Source organism: Catenuloplanes japonicus (genome assembly GCF_000717135.1).
In the GTDB taxonomy this organism is placed as follows: Bacteria; Actinomycetota; Actinomycetes; order Mycobacteriales; family Micromonosporaceae; genus Catenuloplanes; species Catenuloplanes japonicus.
On sequence record NZ_JNXY01000034.1, the window covers coordinates 57,955 to 77,366 of the forward strand.

Annotated in this window: 16 protein-coding genes; 7 read left to right on the forward strand and 9 right to left on the reverse strand. The window is 71.7% G+C overall.

Annotation, left to right across the window (positions count from 1 at the left end):
* Positions 1-54: 54 nt before the first annotated feature.
* From OP04_RS38870 to OP04_RS38890, 5 genes are all read right to left on the reverse strand, one after another.
* Positions 55-951 carry a hypothetical protein gene (locus tag OP04_RS38870; RefSeq protein ID WP_157240956.1) on the reverse strand — a complete coding sequence of 299 codons (897 nt, stop codon included), beginning with the start codon at positions 949-951 and terminating at the stop codon, positions 55-57.
* Positions 952-1,101: 150 nt separating this feature from the next.
* A complete protein-coding gene (locus OP04_RS38875; RefSeq protein ID WP_033344982.1) occupies positions 1,102-4,002 on the reverse strand; it encodes a glycoside hydrolase family 2 TIM barrel-domain containing protein in 2,901 nt (966 codons plus the stop codon).
* The gene (locus tag OP04_RS38880; RefSeq protein ID WP_033344983.1) at positions 3,999-7,073 is read right to left on the reverse strand and encodes an alpha-mannosidase; all 3,075 of its coding nucleotides are present in this window, start codon (positions 7,071-7,073) and stop codon (positions 3,999-4,001) included. The genes OP04_RS38875 and OP04_RS38880 overlap by 4 nt, the downstream gene beginning before the upstream one ends.
* Before the next feature lie 17 nt (positions 7,074-7,090).
* Positions 7,091-8,431: a 6-phospho-beta-glucosidase gene (locus OP04_RS38885; protein WP_033344984.1), complete on the reverse strand. Its 1,341-nt coding sequence runs from the start codon at positions 8,429-8,431 to the stop codon at positions 7,091-7,093.
* Positions 8,432-8,554: 123 nt separating this feature from the next.
* Positions 8,555-9,307 (reverse strand): DeoR/GlpR family DNA-binding transcription regulator, encoded by a 753-nt coding sequence (locus OP04_RS38890; protein WP_033345050.1) that lies wholly within the window; start codon positions 9,305-9,307, stop codon positions 8,555-8,557.
* A gap of 142 nt (positions 9,308-9,449) precedes the next feature.
* On the opposite strand from OP04_RS38890, the gene OP04_RS38895 reads away from it, so the two are divergent.
* The 4 genes from OP04_RS38895 to OP04_RS38910 are packed head-to-tail and all read left to right on the forward strand — an operon-like array spanning position 9,450 to position 13,500.
* On the forward strand, positions 9,450-10,424 hold the full coding sequence (locus OP04_RS38895) for a carbohydrate kinase family protein (RefSeq protein WP_033345051.1): 975 nt from the start codon (positions 9,450-9,452) through the stop codon (positions 10,422-10,424).
* A 34-nt stretch (positions 10,425-10,458) separates the two neighbouring features.
* The gene (locus OP04_RS38900) at positions 10,459-11,739 is read left to right on the forward strand and encodes an ABC transporter substrate-binding protein (RefSeq protein WP_033344985.1); all 1,281 of its coding nucleotides are present in this window, start codon (positions 10,459-10,461) and stop codon (positions 11,737-11,739) included.
* Between the two features lies 1 nt (position 11,740).
* On the forward strand, positions 11,741-12,682 hold the full coding sequence (locus OP04_RS38905; RefSeq protein WP_198154135.1) for a carbohydrate ABC transporter permease: 942 nt from the start codon (positions 11,741-11,743) through the stop codon (positions 12,680-12,682).
* A complete protein-coding gene (locus OP04_RS38910) occupies positions 12,679-13,500 on the forward strand; it encodes a carbohydrate ABC transporter permease (protein ID WP_198154136.1) in 822 nt (273 codons plus the stop codon). Before OP04_RS38905 ends, OP04_RS38910 begins: the two co-directional genes overlap by 4 nt.
* 9 nt (positions 13,501-13,509) lie before the next feature.
* Here OP04_RS38910 and OP04_RS38915 read toward each other — a convergent pair whose 3' ends face one another.
* Positions 13,510-14,331, reverse strand: a complete 822-nt coding sequence (locus OP04_RS38915; protein WP_033344986.1) for a GNAT family N-acetyltransferase — start codon at positions 14,329-14,331, stop codon at positions 13,510-13,512.
* A gap of 2 nt (positions 14,332-14,333) precedes the next feature.
* A complete protein-coding gene (locus OP04_RS38920; RefSeq protein ID WP_033344987.1) occupies positions 14,334-15,281 on the reverse strand; it encodes an RNA polymerase sigma factor in 948 nt (315 codons plus the stop codon).
* A gap of 96 nt (positions 15,282-15,377) precedes the next feature.
* Here OP04_RS38920 and OP04_RS38925 point away from each other — a divergent pair, with 96 nt between their 5' ends.
* Positions 15,378-15,617, forward strand: coding sequence for a hypothetical protein (locus OP04_RS38925; protein ID WP_033344988.1), 240 nt, complete (start codon positions 15,378-15,380; stop codon positions 15,615-15,617).
* A 5-nt stretch (positions 15,618-15,622) separates the two neighbouring features.
* Positions 15,623-16,513: a LysR family transcriptional regulator gene (locus OP04_RS38930; RefSeq protein WP_033344989.1), complete on the forward strand. Its 891-nt coding sequence runs from the start codon at positions 15,623-15,625 to the stop codon at positions 16,511-16,513.
* Here OP04_RS38930 and OP04_RS38935 read toward each other — a convergent pair.
* Both OP04_RS38935 and OP04_RS38940 read right to left on the reverse strand, forming a co-directional pair.
* Positions 16,510-17,289 carry a hypothetical protein gene (locus OP04_RS38935; protein ID WP_033344990.1) on the reverse strand — a complete coding sequence of 260 codons (780 nt, stop codon included), beginning with the start codon at positions 17,287-17,289 and terminating at the stop codon, positions 16,510-16,512. The two genes, OP04_RS38930 and OP04_RS38935, sit on opposite strands and share 4 nt — an antisense overlap.
* Before the next feature lie 91 nt (positions 17,290-17,380).
* On the reverse strand, positions 17,381-18,541 hold the full coding sequence (locus tag OP04_RS38940; protein ID WP_033344991.1) for a 4-hydroxybenzoate 3-monooxygenase: 1,161 nt from the start codon (positions 18,539-18,541) through the stop codon (positions 17,381-17,383).
* Positions 18,542-18,598: 57 nt separating this feature from the next.
* Here OP04_RS38940 and OP04_RS38945 point away from each other — a divergent pair, with 57 nt between their 5' ends.
* Entirely contained in the window at positions 18,599-19,195 is a 597-nt protein-coding gene (locus tag OP04_RS38945; protein ID WP_033344992.1) for a TetR/AcrR family transcriptional regulator, read from the forward strand.
* The last annotated feature ends 217 nt before the right edge of the window (positions 19,196-19,412 follow it).

Below are 19,412 nucleotides of genomic sequence, written 5' to 3' on the forward strand. Positions count from 1 at the left end.
AAGCACAGGCAGCCGTCAAAAAGAACAAGATCGACAACATGACGCCGGTACGCCTCACAGCGTCGGACATTGCCGTGCCCAATCGTCCGGATCCACGACCTCCGGCACCCACTGCCGGCCGCGTTGCCGCACCTCGCCGTACCGCAGCGCGCGCATGTGCTCCACCTCCCGGTCCGTCATCGACATCCGGGCCTCCCCGTCCGGGCACAGGTCGGTGGCGACGCGGAACGGCACGAACCCGTTCCGGACCAGCACCTGCTCCTTCCGGCCGCCCGTCTCGTACGAGATCAGCACCTCGAAGGAGTACGCCCCGAACTCCGAGATGAAGTAGAGCAGGAACGACTCCTTGCCGTGCCCCTCGAACTCGATCGCCGGGTACTCCTCGAAGTACGGGCCGCCGATCCCGCCGGAGTCGTCGAGCAGGTGCGGCATCGGGGAGTCCGCGTCCATGTTGAACACGATCTGTGACTGGTCGCCGCCCTCGTTGCCGTAGGAGACCATCGCCGCGAGCGGGACGCACTCGACCACGATGTTGACCGGGCGCACGTCGTACACACTCAGGTTTGCGCCTGTGGTGTTCTCCAGCGACACCAGCGCGTACGCGCCGCCGGCCGCGAACGCCCCGTGCAGGAACGCCTCGTCCAGGTCGATGAGTTTCTCCGTGGTCAGCGCGCCCGGCATCGCGGCGAGCCCCTCGTCGGACAGCACCACGTCGGCGTCGAAGTTGCGAGCCGCGTAGCTCAGCGTGGTCGCCCGCAGCGCGGTCCCGCCGCCGGCCTCCACCGCGGCCGGTTTCCGGGGGCAGTCCGCGGTCGGCGCCACCTTGCTGAACGTCTGTTCCGGGACCTCGGCCGAGGCGGACGGCACGACCGCGGTCCCGCCGGGTGTCGCGCAGCCGGCGGCCATCAGGACGGCGGCGCAGGCCGCACCATGCCGGAATCGTGTTCGCACGGGGCCTCCGAGGAAGGAGAAGCCGCAGACACCGAATGTAGGTAGGCGACCACGTGCGGTGGAAGGCGCACGGCCCGGGTCGCACCGATCAGCAGCCGACCGGACCCGATCATGCGACCCGCCCCCTCGTTCCGGCGAGGCCGTTCCCCCTCAGGACGGCTGGCCGACCCCCCGGAGTGTCCAGGTGAGGCGGTGCAGGCCGGGGCCGATCCGGTACGGCGCCCGGGTGTCCGGGCCGCAGGAGGCGGTGCCGACACCGCGGTGGGCGGCGTCGAGGTGGACGACGGTGGTGGCGCGCGGGACGAGTGCGTCGTGGTGGGTGGCGGCGTCGAGGTCGGCGGCCCGGAAGCGGGTGGCGCTGATCTGACGCGGTGTGTCCGGGTGCAGGGTCAGCGTGCCGGCCGGTCCGGTCAGCGTCAGCACCCGCACGCCGTGCCGCCCGCCGCTCTCCTGCGGGCGCAGGTAGGGCGTGAACGCGCGGTCGACACTGGACGTGTAGGCGCCGATCGGGCCGCCGGCGGTCCGGTCAGGGTAGGTCTCGCCGGGGCCGTGGCCGTACCAGGACAGGGTGTCGAAGCCGGGCACGGTCTCCAGGACCACGCCGACGCGGGGCAGGTCGTCGCGCGTGTCCGGGATCGTGATCTCGTCCGTGACGGTCAGCCCGCCGGGTGCGGCGGTCACGGTCTGCACGTGGATCACGTCGCCGTAGCGGTTTTCCACCACGGTCCGGTCTGCGCTCCGGTCGATGTGCAGGTGGGTGCGGGTGAGGGACGCCAGGTCGCGCCAGCGCTCACCGTGACCGGCGATCCGGTCGTTGTCGGTCGGCGCCCGCCACAGGCTGAGCACCGGCCCGGCCACCAGCAGCGGATGCCGCAGCACGCCGTCGTCCCCGACCACAACGGCCGGAAGCCCGGCACCGGCCGGAAGCCCGGAGCCTGTCGGGAAGGACCGGCCCTCAGCGCGCAGCCGCACCTGTGGACGCGCGATCTCCGTACCCTCCGGTGCCCATGGCATGTCGACGGCGCTGGTCAGGCGCAGGGTCGCCCAGGTCTCGGCATCGCCGGGCGGAACCTGCGGGGCGGGAAGGATGCCCGACTCGCCCGCGGCCACCTGCGGCAACACGACCGGCAGCACGGCAATCGTCCCGTCCGCCGACGTGATCTCCCACGCCGCGGCCAGCCACGAAAGCCCGTTGAAGTGCTGCCGGTTCGTCACCGTGACGACGTCACCGGCGAGCGTGAGCCGCACCGGGCTCGCCAGCTCCCGGTGCTCGGCCATGCCCGGCTTCGGCGTCCGGTCCGGGAACACCAGCCCGTCCGCGCAGAACGTCCCGTCGTGCGGCGCATCCCCGAAGTCACCGCCGTACGCCCAGCGATATCCGGGCGCCGCCGCGCCGGAAGACCACTGTGGACCAGCAGCGGGTCCGGCCGGAAGCCCGTCCGACAGCCGCTGCAGGATCCCGTGATCCCAGAACTCCCAGATGAACCCGCCCTGCAACCCCGGCGTCGACTCGATCGCCGCCCAGTACTCGGCGAGCGACCCGTTGCTGTTGCCCATCGCATGCGAGTACTCGCACATGATCAGCGGCCTGGTCCGCCCCGGGTCCGCCGCCCAGCTCACGATCGCGTCCAGCGACGGATACATCGGGCAGACGATGTCGCCGGCGTGCGCGCCGCCGTCCCAGTCGTCACGGATCGCGCCCTCGTACTGGATCGGCCGGGTCGGATCGTCGTGCCGGATCCAGGCCGCGGCCGCGTCGTGGTTGACGCCGTAGTCGCTCTCGTTCCCCAGCGACCAGATGATCACGCTGGGGTGGTTGCGGTCCCGGCACACCATCCGCGACACCCGGTCGACGAACGCGGGCAGGTAGCGCGGATCCCCGGCGATCTCGTGCGCATGGTCGTGCGTCTCGATGTTCGCCTCGGCGACCACGTACAGGCCCAGCTCGTCCGCGAGGTCCAGCACCATCGGCGCGTTCGGGTAGTGCGAGGTCCGGATCGCGTTGAACCCGTACTGTTTCATCAGGCTCAGCTCGGCCCGCACCTGCTCCTCGGTGACGGTCCGCCCGGTCAGCGGGTCGAAGTCGTGCCGGTTCACGCCGCGGATGAACACCCGCTCCCCGTTGATGAGCAGGTCTCGACCGTCGACGCGCACATCCCGGAACCCGACCTTCAACGAAACCGAGTCCAGCACCGTGCCGCCCGCGTCGAGCACCGTCACGGTCAGCGGATAGCGCACCGGATTCTCCGCCGACCACGGCGTGACGCCGGGAAGGTCCGCGCGCAGCCGCGGCAGCCCGAGCCAGTCGGAGACCCGCTCGTCCGCCCGCTGCTGAAGATCAAATTCCTGATCCAGCGGTACGGCCGCCCCGTCCAGCGTCGCGGCCACCGCCCACCCGTCCGGCAGCCGGTCACCGGTGGTCGTGACCCGCGCATCGACGACCAGCCGCCCGCTCGCGGACGCGGTCACCCGCACGTCCGCGAGGTGCACCGGATTCGTCGCGTACAGGTACACCGACCGGGTCAGCCCGCCGTGCCACCACTGGTCCTGGTCCTCCAGCACGGTCGCGTCCGACCACTTCACCACGGTCAGCCGGATCGTGTGCGTCCCGCCGGGCGTGACCAGCGCGGTCACGTCGAGTTCGGTGGCCAGGTGCGAGTCCTTGCCCATGCCGGCCGGCACGCCGTCCACGGTGGCGATCAGCACGCTCTCGGCCGCGCCGACGTGCAGCACGATCCGCTGCCCGGCCCACCCGGCTGGGACGGTCACGTCGCGTTCGTACACGCCGGTCGGGTTCTTCGCCGGCACGATCGCCGGGTTCCCCGGCCACGGGTGCGTGACATTGGTGTACCAGGGCAGGTCGCCCGGGTGCTGCGTCGTCCACGTCCCCGGAACCGTGATCGAGCCCCACTGCTCGCCGACCGGAGAAACCGGTGACGGCAAAAGCTGGAAACGCCACGAACCATCCAGCGGTACGCCCGGCGCGCGCGGCACCGCGTGCGCGGCTATCCGCCCGGATCCGAGCAGGTCGGGGCTGTCCCACGGGTTCATGCGCGGCCCAGCCGCAGCGTGACGACCTCGAACGCGCGCAGCGAGAGCGCGATGTCCCGCCCGTCCACGGCCGGCGACTGCCCGTCGTAGACCCGTTCCAGCAGGTCGGTGCGGTCAACGGCGGCCAGGTCGAACCCGGCGCGCAGCGTGGCCCGGCCGCGCCCGCCGAGCGACTCGTAGACGCGCACGATCACGTCGCCGGAGCCGTCGTCGGCGAGCTTGACCGCCTCGATCTCCACGCCGGGCCCGTCCAGCGTGACCAGCGGCGCGATCGGGGCACCGGTGCCGGCGCGCAGCGGCAGGTTGAGCGCGTACGCCTCCGCGACGGTCTCCGCGACGGTCGCGCCGGGCAGCAGCGCGTAGGTGAACCGGTGCCGGCCCAGGTCGGCCTGCGGGTCCGGGCTGCCGGGCGCGCGCAGCAGGCTGAGCCGGATCGTGGTGGTCGTGGCGCCGTCGTCGCGGGTGTGCCGGCCGGCGTCGTGGCCGTAGGTGGCCTCGGTGATCAGCGCGGCGCCGTACCCGGGCTCGGCCGCGTGCACCCACCGGTGCGCGGAGACCTCGAACCGGGCCGCGTCCCAGCCGGTGTTCGCGTGCGTGGGCCGGAACACGTGGCCGAACTGGATCTCGGAGGCGACGCGGTCCGCGTGCACGTCCAGCCCGAACGCGGCCTTGAGCAGCTTCTCGCGCTCCTGCCAGTCCACCTCGGTGTCGAAGTCGACGCGGGCGCTGCCGGCGCGCAGCCGTACCCACTGGGTGATCGTGGATTTGTTGATGGTGCGCACGATGCGCACGGTGGCCACCAGCGGGCCGGCGTCGGCGAGGTCGACGGACTCGGCGTCGGTCAGGTCGACGGAGCTGCGGCGGTAGTGCCGCTCGACGTCCCAGGCGTCCCACTGGCTCGGCAGGTCCGGGTGGATCTGGAGCAGGTTGCCGGGGATGCCGGGCGCGAGCGTCTCCCGGGCCGCGGCCAGGTCGTAGACGGAACGGATCAGACCGGCCTCGTCCAGGACCACCCGGACCAGGCCGTTGTCGAGCACGATGCCGTCCGGCCCGGCGACCGCGGTGACCGGCGTGTCCGCGAACAGCGCCGGGTCGGGCGCGGCCGCGCCGGAGCCGGGCACGTGCGCCGCGACCGCGAACCGGCCGTCGGCGAGGGCCTGCGCGCCGTCGGCGGCCACGTCGAGGAGCGCGACCTCGCGGCGGTCCCGGCCGGCGGTGTTGAACAGCAGCAGGTCGCCGCCGCGCTCGGTCGAGGCGCGGATCAGCGTGTCGAGTTCGGCGGCGACGCGCGCGTAGGTCTCCTCGGCCTCGCGGTGCACCCAGGCGATCGAGCTGCCGGGCAGGATGTCGTGGAACTGGTGCAGCAGCACGGTCTTCCACAGCGCGTCCAGCTGGGCGGCCGGATAGTCCGCGCCGGTGCGCACGGCCGCGGTCGCGGCCCACAGCTCGGCGGTGCGCAGCAGGTGCTCGCTGCGCCGGTTGCCGGCCTTGGTCCGGGCCTGGCTGGTGTAGGTGGCGCGGTGCAGCTCCAGGTACAGCTCACCGGACCAGACCGGCGCGTCCGGGTACTCGGCGCGGGCGGCCTCGAAGAACGCGTCCGGCGACTCGACCGTGACCCGGGGCGCGCCCTCCAGGTCGGCGAACCGGCGGGCGCGCTCCATCATCTCCCGGGTGGGACCGCCACCGCCGTCGCCGTGCCCGAACGGCGCCAGCGACCGGGTCGCCTTGCCCTTGTCCGTGAAGTTGCGGACCGCGTGCATCAGCTCGCCGCCCTCGATCACGGCGTTGTACGTGTCGATCGGCGGGAAGTGGGTGAAGACCCGGCTGCCGTCGATACCCTCCCACCAGAACGTGTGGTGCGGCAGCGGGTTCGACTCGTTCCAGGACAGCTTCTGGGTGAGGAACCAGTCCATGCCGGCGAGCTTGGCCAGCTGCGGGTAGGCGGCGTTGTAGCCGAACGAGTCCGGCAGCCACACCCCGCGCGTCTCCACGCCGAACTCGTCCAGGAAGAACCGCTTGCCGTGCACGAGCTGGCGCGCGAGCGCCTCACCACCGGGCAGGTTGCCGTCCGCCTCGACCCACATGCCGCCGACCGGAACCCAGTTGCCGGCCGCGACCGCGTCCTTGATCCGGGCGTAGATCGGCGGGTAGTTGTCGCGGACCCACGCGTACTGCTGGGCCTGCGAGCACGCGAAGATCAGCTCCGGGTACTCGCGGGCCAGCGCGGTGACGTTCGCGAACGTGCGGGAGGTCTTGCGGACCGTCTCGCGCAGCGGCCACAGCCAGGCGCTGTCGATGTGCGCGTGCCCGACCGCGGAGAGCGTGTGCGCGGACGCGTGCGCCGGACGGGAGAGCACGTCGGCGAGCAGCGCGCGGGCCTCCTGGGCCGAGGCGCGGACGCCCTGCGCGTCGAGCACGTCCATCGCGCGTTCGAGCGCGCGGAGGATCTCGTGGCGGCGCGGGTCGGTGACGGCCAGCTCCGCCATCAGCTCGCGCAGCACGCTCATGTCCAGGCCGAGGTGCCAGACGTCCTCGTCGAGCACGGCCAGGTCCGCGGTCCTGAACGTGTAGATCGGCCGGTCGGGGGCGGTGAGCTTGTCGCCGAGCGGGGTGGGCTTGAAGCCGTCGGCCAGGATGTCCGGGTTCGCGGCGGCCTCGATGAGCAGCTCGACCGGGCCGGGGCCGGGCAGCGGGACGTACTGGTTGCGGGGCTCGATGCCCTTGATCGGGCTGCCGGTCGCGTCGTAGACCAGCGCCTCGGCCTGGTTGCCCGGCCAGTCGCCGACGAAGCCGAGGTCGAGGACCGCCTCGACACGCCGCCCGGCCCAGGCCCCGGGTATCTCACCGGTCGCCTTTATCCAGGTGGTCGACCAGGGCCGGCCCCACTGCTCGCCGACCGCGAACGGCGTGAACTCGGCCTGCGCGAGCGCGTCGGCGACCGGGATCGGCTCGTCCGGGACCTTCCAGGCGTGCAGCGTCAGCGGGATCCGCTCGGCGTAGACGGCGGGCAGCACCCGTTCGGCCAGCAGCCTCTCCAGGCGGCGTTCGACCAGGCGGCGATCGTCGTGCATGGGAAAGCCCTCGTTCTCTAGCGCAGGTACGACAGCTGGGGGAGTTGCTCCTGGTAGGCGTCGAGCAGCCGCCGCGCGACCGCGACGGAGTCGACCAGCGGGTGCACGGACAGCGCGCGCAGCGCCGCGCCGCGGCTGCCGGTGACGGCCGCCTCGATGACCGCCCGCTCGACCGCCTTCACGGACGCGACCAGCGCGGTCGCGTGGTCGGGCAGCGCGTCGATCGCGACCGGCCGGGCGCCGCTGGACCCGACCAGGCACGGGACCTCGACGATCGCGTCCGCGTCCAGGTGCTCTATCGTCCGGCGGTTACGGACGTTGAGGATCAGGGTGGCGCGCTGGTCCTGGGCGATGGCCCGCATCAGCGCGAGCGCGATCTGCTCGTAGCCGCCGGACTCCAGGTCGCCGCTCTCCCGGTCGCCGGCGCCGGCCGCCTCGCGGTTCTCCGCCATGTAGGTGGTCTCCCGCTCCAGGCGGGTGGCGTGCCAGGCCGCCAGCGCCGGGGTGTCGCAGGAGGCGACGTCGGCGTAGAAGCGGCGCTGCTGCTCCAGCAGGAACGTGCCGCGGGTCTGGGTCGCGGCGCGCGCGGCCGTGACCGCCTCACGGTTGAAGTAGTAGTAGTGCAGGTACTCGTTCGGGATCGCGCCGAGCGCGCGCAGCCAGTCCGTGCCGAAGAGCTTGCCCTCCTCGAACGTGGCGAGCGCGGTCTCGTCCGCGAGCAGCTCGGGGAGCCGGTCGACGCCGTCGACGAGCACCCGGCGCAGCCAGCCGAGGTGGTTGAGCCCGGCGTAGTCGAGCTGGGCGCGGGACGGCACGACGCCGAGCGCGCGGGCGACGCGTTTGCCGAGCCCGGACGGGGAGTCGCAGATGCCGATCACCCGGTCGCCGAGCTCGCGGGACATCGCCTCGGTGACCAGGCCGGCCGGGTTGGTGAAGTTGATGACCCAGGCGTGCGGGGCGAGCCGGGCGATGCGGGACGCGATGTCCAGCGCGACCGGCACGGTACGCAGCCCGTAGGCGATGCCGCCGGCGCCGACCGTCTCCTGCCCGAGCACGCCCTCGGCGAGCGCGACCCGCTCGTCGATGGTGCGCCCCTCCAGGCCGTGTACCCGGATCGCGGAGAAGACGAAGTCGGCGCCGCGCAGCGCCTCGTCCAGGTCCGTGGTGGTGGTGACGACGGGCGCGTCCGGGACGCCGTCGGCCTGCGCGGCCAGGACCCGGCCGATCGCGGCCAGCCGCGCCGGGTCGAGGTCGTGCAGCGTGACGTGCGAGACCCGGCCTTCGGCATGGTCGTCGAGCAGCGCCTGATAGACCAGGGGTACGCGGAATCCGCCACCACCCAAGATCGTCAGCCTCATGCCGCTTCCCCCGCTTCGCTCCTCCAGCGGCATGCGTCAGCCGCTGACCAGCCCGATGAACTCGCAAGCTCGTTCATGCCGTCTTCCCCGAGTCGTCGCCGGCCACTGGATTCGCGAGCTCGCTCATGCCGTGATCACCTCTACCTCCGCGGTGCGCAGGGCGTCGAGCGTGGCCGGGTCGGCGTCCGCGTTCGTGACGACCACGTGCAGGTCGGACGCGTCGCAGACCCGGGCCATGCCGGAGCCGGGGAACTTGCCGGCGTCCGCGGCCAGGATGACCTGGTCGCTCGCCGCGATCATGGCGCGCTTGACCGGCACCTGGATGACCGTGGTGTCGACGACCGCGCCGGTCGCACGCACACCACTGGTGCCAAGTATCAGGCGATCTGCGTGCATTTGGCGTAAATTGTCCTCGGTGAGGAAACCGACCAGCGACCGATAGTCCCGCCGCACGACGCCGCCGAGCAGGATCAACTGGATCGCCACGTCGTCGACGAGCTCCTCATAGACGGCGAGGTTGCTGGTGATGACGGTGAGCGCACGCCCGTGCAGGAACCGCGAGACGCGGTGCGCGGTGGTGCCGATGTCCAGGAGCACGGTCTCGCCGTCCTTGACCAGCTCCGCGCACCGGCGGGCCACCGCGTCCTTCTCCGCCGTGCGCACGGCGGCGACGTCGGCGAACGGGTCGTCCTTCTCCTCCAGCGGCACCGCGCCGCCGTGCACCCTGCGCAGCAGCCCTTCCTCGTCCAGCTCGACCAGGTCGCGCCGGATCGTGGCGGGGCTGACGCCGAGGCTCTCGGCGAGCGCTGTGACGGTCGCCGGGCCGTCGGTCCGCAGCGTGCGGAGGATCAGTTCGTGGCGTCGCTCTTGGAGCATGGCGATCACATTAGCGTGCACGAACGATCAGCACCATGCTCATTTTTGATTGACTCTTGCGTTCGACGATCGTTTGGCTGACGATCGTGCTTACCTTTGCAGACTTCGGCGTGAACTTGCGCACTCCAGGGAGGCGGCGACCGTGTCAGACACCCCCGATGTGGACGTCTTCCTCTCCGGGCTGCTCTTCGTCGACGTCGTCTTCACCGGCCTCCCGCAGGCCCCGGAGCTGGGTAAGGAGATCTGGTCGGACGGGCTCGGCACCGGGCCCGGCGGCATCGCGAACTTCGCGGTCGCGCTCAGCCGGCTCGGCCTGCGCACCGGGCTCGCGGCCGCGTTCGGCGACGACTTCTACGGCCGCTACTGCTGGGAGACGCTGGAGAGCGGCGAGGGCATCGACCTGAGCCGCTCCCGGCGCTTCCCCGGCTGGCCGATGCCGGTCACGGCCGCGCTCGCCTACGACGGCGACCGGGCGCTGGTCACCCACGGGCTGGACTCCCCCGTCCCGCTCGACGACCTCGCCGCGTCCCCGCCGTCCTGCCGGGCCGCGGTCGTCCACCTCACCGAGCACGAGCCGACCTGGGTACGCGAGGTCGCCAAGGCCGGCGGCAAGGTCTTCGCCGACACCGGCTGGGACCCGGCCGGCGCCTGGTCACCGCGGCTGCTCGAACCGCTCGCCGACTGCCACGCCTTCCTGCCCAACGAGCACGAGGCGATGGCCTACACCCGCACCGGTACGGCCGGACAGGCGCTCTCCCGCCTCGCCGACCTGGTCCCGCTGGCCGTCGTCACCCGGGGCGCCGCGGGGGCGCTCGCGGTCGACGCCACCACCGGCGAGACCGCCCAGGTCGACGGGCTGCACGTGACCGCGGTCGACCCGACCGGCGCCGGCGACGTCTTCGGCGCCGCCATGGTCGCCGGCACGCTCTCCGGCTGGCCGCTCGCCGACCGGCTCCGTTTCGCGAACCTCTGTGCCGCACTGTCCGTGCGCGGGCCGGGCGGCGCCCCGTCCACACCGGACTGGGCCGCGGTCGCCGGCTGGTGGCGGGACACCAGTGCCACCGGCGACCCGGACCTGTCGAGGGACTACGCGTTCCTCGACGACATCCTCCCGTGAACACTCCCGAAGGCATCACCCGAAGGACGTGACAATGACTCTCTCCCGTCGTTCCCTTCTTCAGCTCGGCGTGCTCGGCCTGGCCGGCGCCGGACTCGCGGCCTGCACCTCCAACACCGGCTCCGGTGGTTCCGGGTCGGGCGCCGGCGAGACCGCGCTCTGGTACTGGGGCGACGGCCTCAGCGACACGGTCATCGCCAACGCCGGCACCCAGTTCGCCGGGCAGACCAGCCTCAAACCGACCAAGGTCGGCGGCGACTTCAAGCAGAAGCTCACCACCACGCTCGCCTCCGGGCAGTTCATCCCGGACATCACCGGCATCAAGGGCGAGGACATGGCCAACTTCCGCGCCAACGCGGACAAGTTCGCCGACCTCAACGAGTACGGCTTCTCCGACGTCGCCGGGAACTACCTGGAGTGGAAGGTCAAGCAGGGCAGCACGCCGGACGGCAAGGTCATAGGGTTCCCGATCGACATCGGCCCGACCGGCATGTTCTACCGCGAGGACGTCTTCGCCCAGGGCGGCCTGCCCACCGACCCGGCCCAGGTCGGCACCGCGCTCGGCACCTGGGACAGCTTCTTCGAGGCCGCCACCCAGCTCAAGGGCAAGACCGGCGGGCTCATGGTGGTCAACGCGTCGGCCGTGTTCAACCTCGTCGTCGGGCAGGGCACCACCCGGTTCATCGACCCGTCCAACACGTTCATCGGCGACCAGCAGCACATCCGTACCGCGTGGGACCTGGCGGTCAAGGCGGTCACGCTCGGCGTCGACGCGAAGACCGAGGACGGCTCGACCGACTGGAACGCCGGCATCACCAAGGGCAGCATCCCGGTCATCATCAGCGCGGCCTGGGCCGGCATCGACATCCGCAACAACGCGCCGGACACGTCCGGCAAGTGGCGCGTCGCGAACGCGCCCGGCGGGCCGGGCAACATCGGCGGCTCCTTCCTGGCCGTGACCAAGAGCGCCAAGAACCCGCAGCTGGCGTACGACATCGTGAAGTGGATCCTCAGCCCGGAGAACGCGGCCCAGGGGTTCGCCGACGCGTCGCTGTTCCCGGCCAGCCCCGCGTCGTACCAGATGGAGGCGCTGACCAAGGGCGACGAGTTCTTCGGCGGCCAGAAGACGATCGACATCTTCGGCCCGGCCGCGGAGAAGATCCCGATCGCGTTCGAGGCGCCGGCCGACGCGGCCGTGTCCGCGCCGTTCTTCAACGAGCTGGTCAACGTGGAGCAGGGCAAGAACGCCGAGGAGGGCTGGAAGGCCGCGGTCGAGGCCGCCAAGCAGATCGGCCAGCGGGCGGGAGTGAACTGACGTGATAAGGCCACGCACGGCCGGAGCCGGCACCGGCCGTGCCGGCCGGCGCGGGGTACTGCGCTACTGGCCGCAGTACCTCGCGATCTCCCCGTTCTACCTGCTGTTCACCGTGTTCATGCTGTTCCCGGTGCTGTTCTCGCTCTACCTGTCGTTCCAGCGGTGGGACGGGCTCGGCGAGATGACCTTCGTCGGCCTGCAGCAGTACCGGTTCCTGATCGAGGACGCCACGTTCTGGCTGTCGCTGCGCAACACGCTGCTGATCTGGGTGATGAACACCGTACCCATGCTGTTCTTTGCCCTGGTTCTCGCGTCGCTGCTGTCCGCGGCCAAGCGGTTCAAGGGCTTCTACCAGGTGGCGCTGTTCATCCCGAACATCACCTCGGTCGTCGCCATCGCGATCTTCTTCGGCGCGGTCTTCAGCAACCAGTACGGCCTGGTCAACCTCGGCCTCGACGCGATCGGCCTGCCGACCGTCCCGTGGCTGTCCCACCCGTGGGCGATCAAGGTCGTCATCGCCACGCTGATGACCTGGCAGTGGACCGGCTACAACGCGCTCATCTACTACGCCGGCATGCAGGCCATCCCCGGCGAGATATACGAGGCCGCGCGCCTGGACGGCGCCGGCCCGGTCCGCACGTTCTTCTCCGTCACCGTCCCGCTGCTGCGGCCGATCATCCTGTTCACCGTGGTCATCTCCACGATCACCGGCATGCAGAGCTTCACCGAGCCGCAGGTGCTCTTCGGCAACAACAACGCGGTCAACCCGAACTCCGGCGGCCCCGGCCAGGCCGGCCTGACCATGGTCCTCTACTTCTACCGGACCGCGTTCAACAACAACGACTACGGCTACGGCGCCGCGATCGCCTGGGCCGTCTTCCTGGTCGTCATGGCGTTCACGATCCTCAACTGGCGCCTGGTCTCGAGGAGAGCCGACAAGTGACACGATTCCGCGGCACGCTCGTCCACGTCGTCCTGGGCCTCGCCGTCCTCCTCTCGCTCTTCCCGTTCTACTGGACCGTCGTGATGGCCACGAACACCACCCGCGACGTGTTCGCCGACCCGCCCACGTTCATCCCCGGCACGCACCTGATCGACAACGTCAACACCGTGCTGGCCAACGTCGACCTGCTCGCCCCGCTGGTCAACACGATCCTGGTCGCGAGCGCCACCACGGCGCTGGTGCTGTTCCTGGACACGCTCGCCGCGTTCACGTTCGCCAAGTACGAGTTCCCCGGCCGGCGCGTCATGTTCGGGCTGCTGCTCGGCCTGTTCATGGTCCCGGCGCAGCTGTCGCTCATCCCCCAGTTCGTCATCATGTCCGAGCTCGGCTGGGTCGGCTCGCTCAAGGCCCTGGTCATCCCGGCCGCGGCCAACGCGTTCGGGATCTTCTGGATGCGCCAGTACATCATCGGCGCCGTCCCCGACGAGCTGCTCGAAGCAGCCCGCCTGGACGGCGCCGGGTTCTTCCGCATCTACTGGAGCGTCGTGCTCCCCATCGTCCGTCCCGGCCTGGCGTTCCTCGGCATCTACACGTTCATCGCCGCCTGGAACGACTACGTCTGGCCGCTGATCGTCCTGCTCGACCCGAACAAGGTCACGCTCCAGGTCGCGCTCTCCCAGCTCAACGTGGGCCAGCGGCAGGACTACAGCGTCCTGATGGCCGGCGCGCTGATCGGCATCGTGCCGCTGATCGCGGTCTTCACGCTCTTCGCCCGCGGCTTCGTCAGCGACGCCACCAAGGGGGCGATCCGGGGCTGACCCCAGTCGTTACGCGCCGTCGGCGCGCCACACCCAGTTGCGGCGCGGGTAGAGGTCGCGCAGGCCCAGGCGGCGCAGGTTGTCCAGGGAGGGATTCGTCGTGCCGTCGGCGGGCAGGCCGGTCTCGGCGATCAGCCAGCGGCAGCCTGCCTGCCGGGCCGCGCGGGCCCTGGCCAGGATCAGGGCCGACTGCGCGCCCCGGCGGCGATGCTCCGGGCTGACGCCGGCACCGCTCAGCAGCCCGGCCTGTCCGTGGAGGAAGAGCGTGCCGCCGCCGACGAGCGTGTCCCCGTCCCACGCGCCGAACGGCAGGAACGCCGGCTCGGCCGCGGCGGCGGACATCATCTCGGTCAGGCCGGGCGCGGTCATGCCGAAGCTCGCCAGGATGATCTCCGCCCAGGCGGTGCGCTCCGCGGCGGGCAGCGGCCCGGCCCGCAGGCCGCTCGACACCGCCTGGACCTCTTCCACCTGCGCCCCCAGCTTCATCCAGGTGGCGCCCGCGGTCAGCCCGTGCCGGGTGCTGATCTCGTCCCAGTCCGCGGGCAGCGCCGACGGCGCGATCTGCACGGACGCCCGCAGCACCCTCGCGGCACGGTAGAACGCGACGACCTCCGCCAGCACGTCCTCGGTCACCGGGGCCGCGACGCCGAGCCCGACCGTCCGGTTCCAGAACCCGCTGCCGTCCGCGCGCATGGCCACGGCGACGCCGCCCCCGATCCGCGCGGTGGACGCGCCCAGCCGTTCCCGGACCGGTCCGGGAGCGCTGCTGACGTACCCGATGAGCGATTCTGCTTCGACGGTCTCGGCGATCGTGTTTTCAATGGTGTGCATACCTACAGGTAGCGGGCGGGCGCGGAGAAGTTCGATCGCGGGTGGTGGTAGATGCGCAACTCGTGCACGCGCGCGCCGGCCAGCGTCTGCACCCACACCGCGCCCGGCGGGCAGTGGAACGGGTCGTCGGCCGGGTTGATCAGCTCCTCCTCCCAGATGAGCACGTCCGAGCCCGCGACCACGTCGACCAGCCGGCGCCGTACCCCGTCGCTCAGGTCCGAGTTCATCGCGCGGACCAGGTATTCGGTGCCCCGCCGGTGCCGGCCGCCCGGCCAGAAGCTGTCGACGGCCGGCGCGTAGAAATCGGCGATCGCGGCCGCGAAACGGCCCTGCATGGCCGCGTCCAGCACGTCCTGCGCCTGACGGCGGCGCGCGAGCGCGATCGCGGTCGAATCGGCGTGCGCCGCGTCCGCCGTGGCCAGCAGCGCGGCGCTGAGCTTGCTCCTCGCCTCGTGGAGCCGGCTGCGCACCGTGCCGACGGGAAGATCACAGACCTCGGCGATCGACTGGTACGCCGTCAGCCCGCTGAAGTACCGCAGCAACGTGACCAGCCGCAGCGGCGGGGTGAGCTGCTCCAGCGCGTGCCACACCCAGTCCCGCTGCGCGAGCCGCTCCACCCGCTGCTCCGGATCCCACCGCGCGTCGGCGAGGTCGCGCAGCACGTCGTCGCCGACCGTGGTGCCGCGGCGCTGCCGGAGACGGTCGAAGCAGGTCCGGCGGACGATCCCGCGCAGCCAGGCACCGGCGGCCTCCGGGTCACGGAGCGTGGTGATGGACCGGATCGCGGCCAGCGCCGCATCATGCACGGCATCCTCCGCGTCCGCCGGACTCCGGAGGATGCCCAGCGCGGTCGCGTGCATGGTGGCGCGGTGCCGCGCGTAGAGCAGGCCCAGCGAGGCGGCGTCACCGGACTGCGCCTGCCGGACCAGGTCCGCGTCGGTGTCGTTCATGAAACCTCGCACGAAGAGGGACGGTGAGCGCTACTGACCGTACCGAACGCCGTCCACAGCGGACGGCGCTCGCCGCGTTCTGTGAGAATGCGGCCCATGATTATCCGGCGATTCCCGATACCCGTTGCGGCGCTTCTGCTCGCGCTGCCGCTGGCCGCGTGCGGGACCGGCGACGCTACCACCGCGAGCCCGTCCGCCGTGCCCGTGCCCGCCGACAGCAACGTCTGCTGCGGCGCGAGCGGCGACAGCATCCTGTGGCAGTGGCGCTCCTACGCGCTCAAGGACGGAACCTTCAGCCAGGTCTCCGGCGAGCGCACGTTCCCGCCGCGCAGGTAACGCGCATGGCGCTGCGAGGAGTGGATCTCAACCTGCTGCCGATCCTGGACGCGCTGCTCACCGAGCGGAACGTGACCCGGGCCGCGGAGCGGATGTCGGTCGGGCAGTCGGCGATGAGCGCCGCGCTCGGCCGGCTCCGCAAGCAGCTCGGTGATCCGCTGCTGATCCGCCGCGGCCGCGTCTACGAGCTGTCCGCGCTGGCCGAGTCGCTGGTCGAGCCGGTGCGGGAACTGGTCGCGGCCGCGGACGCGCTCCTCGGCGTGCGCACCCCGTTCGACCCGGCCACCGCACGCCGCGTGTTCACGGTGATGACCAGCGACTACGTGACGCTGCTGCTGCTCAAGCCGCTGCTGCACGCGCTCGCCGCGGAGGCGCCGGGCATCCAGCTGAACGTGGTCGCGTTCACCGACGACTTCGAGGAACGGCTGCGGCGCGGCGGCGTGGACCTGCTGATCTGCCCGATGCAGCTGGCGGCCGCGCTGAACGACCTGCCCCGGACGCTGCTGTTCGAGGACCGTTTCGTGCTGGCCGGCGACCGCGACAACCCCGCGCTGCGCGAGCCGGTGACCCCGGAGACCTTCAAGCGGCTACGGTACGCCGGCAACCCGCGGATCATCACGGCCGAGCTGGAGGCCCAGGGCGTCACCTGTGTCAGCGAGCTGTCCGTCCAGTCCCACGTGCTGGTGCCGTTCCTGCTGACCGGCACGCCGCTGGTCAGCTTCGTCCAGGCACGCCTGGCCCGGCTCGTGTCCGAGCAGGCCCGGCTGCGCGTCCAGCCCGCCCCCGTACCGTTGCAGCCGCTGGTCGAGGTGCTGTACTGGACCGCCGCGAGCACGGACGATCCAGCACACACCTGGCTGCGCGCCTGCCTGGCCCGGCAGGCCGGCACCCTCTAACCGACCACCCGGTACAGCGACGGCATCGCTGTCGCCTTCTGCGCGTCGATGTTGGCCAGCACGAACTCCCAGTAGCTGGGGTGCCGGAACGCGTCCGCGGCCGGTTTCACGTCGTCCCACCGCGCGTTGTTGATCAGCGCGTAGTCGGACGCGGCGGCCGGGCGCAGCAGCTCGGAGTTGAGCATCCGGCCCTTGTCCAGCCACCAGCCGGCCGTGTGGTCCCAGATGTCCAGCAGCGCCTGCGGGTCGTCGGCGAAGAAGAAGTTGAACAGGAACACGCCGCTGCGGTCCCGGTCCACGTCGTCGATCTTCTTGGCGTTCGTGACCGGCAGCGCGTCGGTGTACGTGGCGGCGCCGGTCACCGTGGCCATCAGCTCCGCGAACGCCGGCGTGGTGTTCACCGCCGCCGCGGACTCCGGCGAGCCGGTCTCGACCATGACGAGCGTGTCGTAGCGGGCCGGACGGCCGGCCGACCCCCGGGCCGGGAACCGGTCGAGGCTGCCCGGCGCGAACAGGACCGCCTCGAACACGGACACCGACCGCACGTCGGGCAGCGCCGCGAGCACACCGGCCGGCCGGTCCAGCGCACGGTGCAGGGCCGCGCGCGCCGCGCTGGCCGACGGGATGTCCGCCGGGATCGCCACCCGCTCGGCCGCGTCCACATCGGTGGTCACGGACCCCGGGTCGACCTCGGCCGTGACCAGCAGGTACCCGTACGGGTTCGGCGGCACGAGCTGGACCTTCGCGGCGCCCTTGTCGGGGTTGACCACCGGCATCTGATTCCTCCTTGACCACGCCGTTCGACACCCCCAACGTATCGACGGCGCTCGGTGCGGAGAAACAGTTCGTGTCGATACCAGCCATCACTCACAGGCCGATCGGCAGGCCCGCGTAGTTCTCCGCCAGACCCGCCGCACCGGCCCGGCTGGACGCGACCCAGCGCAGCTGCGACAGCTGCAGCTCCGCGTCGAACGGGTCGCCGGACGTGTGCAGCATCGTCGTCATCCACCAGGAGAAGTGGGTGCAGCGCCAGACCCGGCGCAGCGCGTCGTCCGAGTAGGCGTCCGCCGGCGCCGGGTTCTTCTCGTGCAGCAGCGCGGTCAGCGCCCGCGCCAGCAGCGTCACGTCCGCGATCGCGAGGTTCAGGCCCTTCGCGCCGGTCGGCGGCACGATGTGCGCGGCGTCGCCGGCCAGGAACAGGCGGCCGTGCCGCATCGGCGTGTGGACGTGGCTGCGCATCGGCAGGACGCTGCGGTCCGTGATCGGGCCGGGCGTGAGCGTCCAGCCGTCCTGACCGTGGCCGAGCCGCCGGGACAGCGCGTCCCAGATCCGGTCGTCGGACCACGCCCGGACGTCGGTGTCGTTCGGCACCTGCAGATACAGGCGGCTGACCGACGGCGAGCGCATCGAGTGCAGCGCGAACCCCTCCGGGTGCCACGCGTAGATCAGCTCGTCCGTGGAAGGCGCCACATCCGCAAGAATCCCCAGCCAGGAGTACGGGTAGGTGCGCTCGAACGTCCGCGCGGCCGGCACCGCCTGCCGGCTCGGCCCGAACGAGCCGTCACACCCGGCCACCGCCGCGGCGTCGACGCGTCGCGGCGCCCCGTCCCGGTCGGTGAACGTGACGGAGGGCCGCTCGCCGTCCAGGTCGTGCAGCCGCACCCCGGTCACCTCGTAGATCACCTCGGCCGTACCGGCGGCGACCAGGTCCTTCTGCACCTCCGTCTGCCCGTACACCCAGACACTGCGGCCGGTCAGGTCCACGAAGTCCAGGTGGTGCCGCTGCCCCGGCCACTGCAGGTAGATGCCGCGATGCTCGTGCCCCTCCGCGCGCAGCCGCGCCCCCAGCCCCACGGACTCCAGCAGTGCGACGCTGGACGATTCCAGGATCCCGGCCCGGATCCGCGCGGCCACGTACTCCTGGGAGCGGGTCTCCAGGACGATCGCGGCCACGCCGGCGCGGTGCAGCAGGTGGGCGAGGAGCAGGCCGGCCGGGCCGGCGCCGATGATGACGACCTCGGTACGCATCCTGCCAGCCAACGCCACCCCCGGCCCGGACGGAAGAGGTTCGGTAGGTTCGTCGGCGTGGAACCGGTCAGCAGACGTCGCCGCGGCGCCGCCCTGGAAGAACTCATCCTCGAGGCGGCCTGGGAGGAGCTGTCGGCGGTCGGGTACGCGCAGACGTCGATCGCCGGCGTGGCGGCACGGGCGCAGACCGGCAAGCAGGTGCTCTACCGCCGCTGGCGCAACCGCGCCGAGCTCGCGGTCGCCGCCGTCAACCACCACGTCGGGCCGTTCGCCGCGGACCCGGCCGACACCGGCTCGCTGCGCGGCGATCTGCTGGCGCTGCTGGCGGCCGCGGTGGCTCGGGTGAGCGCGGTCGACCCGGGCGTGCTGCTCGGGATCCTGTCCGAGTTCGCGGACGAGGACGACGTGATCGGGCCGATCATGCCGTCGCTGGTCGCGGTGCTGCTCGACCGGGCGGTGGCGCGGGGCGAGCTGACGCCGGTGCGGGTGCCGGACCGGGTGCTGTCACTGCCCGGGGAGCTTGCGCGCGCGGAGATCGCGCGCGCGGTGCGCCGGTCCGAGGGGCTGCCGGAACCGTTGTCCCCGCGGTTCGCCGAGATCGTGGATCAGGTGTTCCTGCCGCTCGTGCGCGCCTATGCCGGCGAGACTCCATAAGAGACTTGCGTCTCCTAGTTCATGCACCTACCTTGATAAGAGACCAGAGTCTCTTATCAAGGTAGGTAGTCATGTCCTCCCCGACCGCTTCTTCCCCAGCGGCGTCATCGCCGGCCGCCTCTTCCACGGCCGCGCAGTCCCCCGCCACGTCATCCCCGGCCGCCGCTTTCCCGATCGCGCGGACCTGCCCGTTCTCGCCGCCCGCCGAATACCGTGA

Coding starts and splice junctions, on each gene's coding strand:
- OP04_RS38875 (WP_033344982.1), bottom strand. CDS start 4,002: ATGAACCCGTGGGACAGCCCCGACCTGCTCGGATCCGGGCGGATAGCC.
- OP04_RS38880 (WP_033344983.1), bottom strand. CDS start 7,073: ATGCACGACGATCGCCGCCTGGTCGAACGCCGCCTGGAGAGGCTGCTG.
- OP04_RS38890 (WP_033345050.1), bottom strand. CDS start 9,307: ATGCTCCAAGAGCGACGCCACGAACTGATCCTCCGCACGCTGCGGACC.
- OP04_RS38930 (WP_033344989.1), top strand. CDS start 15,623: ATGGCGCTGCGAGGAGTGGATCTCAACCTGCTGCCGATCCTGGACGCG.
- OP04_RS38885 (WP_033344984.1), bottom strand. CDS start 8,431: ATGAGGCTGACGATCTTGGGTGGTGGCGGATTCCGCGTACCCCTGGTC.
- OP04_RS38940 (WP_033344991.1), bottom strand. CDS start 18,541: ATGCGTACCGAGGTCGTCATCATCGGCGCCGGCCCGGCCGGCCTGCTC.
- OP04_RS38900 (WP_033344985.1), top strand. CDS start 10,459: ATGACTCTCTCCCGTCGTTCCCTTCTTCAGCTCGGCGTGCTCGGCCTG.
- OP04_RS38920 (WP_033344987.1), bottom strand. CDS start 15,281: ATGAACGACACCGACGCGGACCTGGTCCGGCAGGCGCAGTCCGGTGAC.
- OP04_RS38925 (WP_033344988.1), top strand. CDS start 15,378: ATGATTATCCGGCGATTCCCGATACCCGTTGCGGCGCTTCTGCTCGCG.
- OP04_RS38935 (WP_033344990.1), bottom strand. CDS start 17,289: ATGCCGGTGGTCAACCCCGACAAGGGCGCCGCGAAGGTCCAGCTCGTG.
- OP04_RS38915 (WP_033344986.1), bottom strand. CDS start 14,331: ATGCACACCATTGAAAACACGATCGCCGAGACCGTCGAAGCAGAATCG.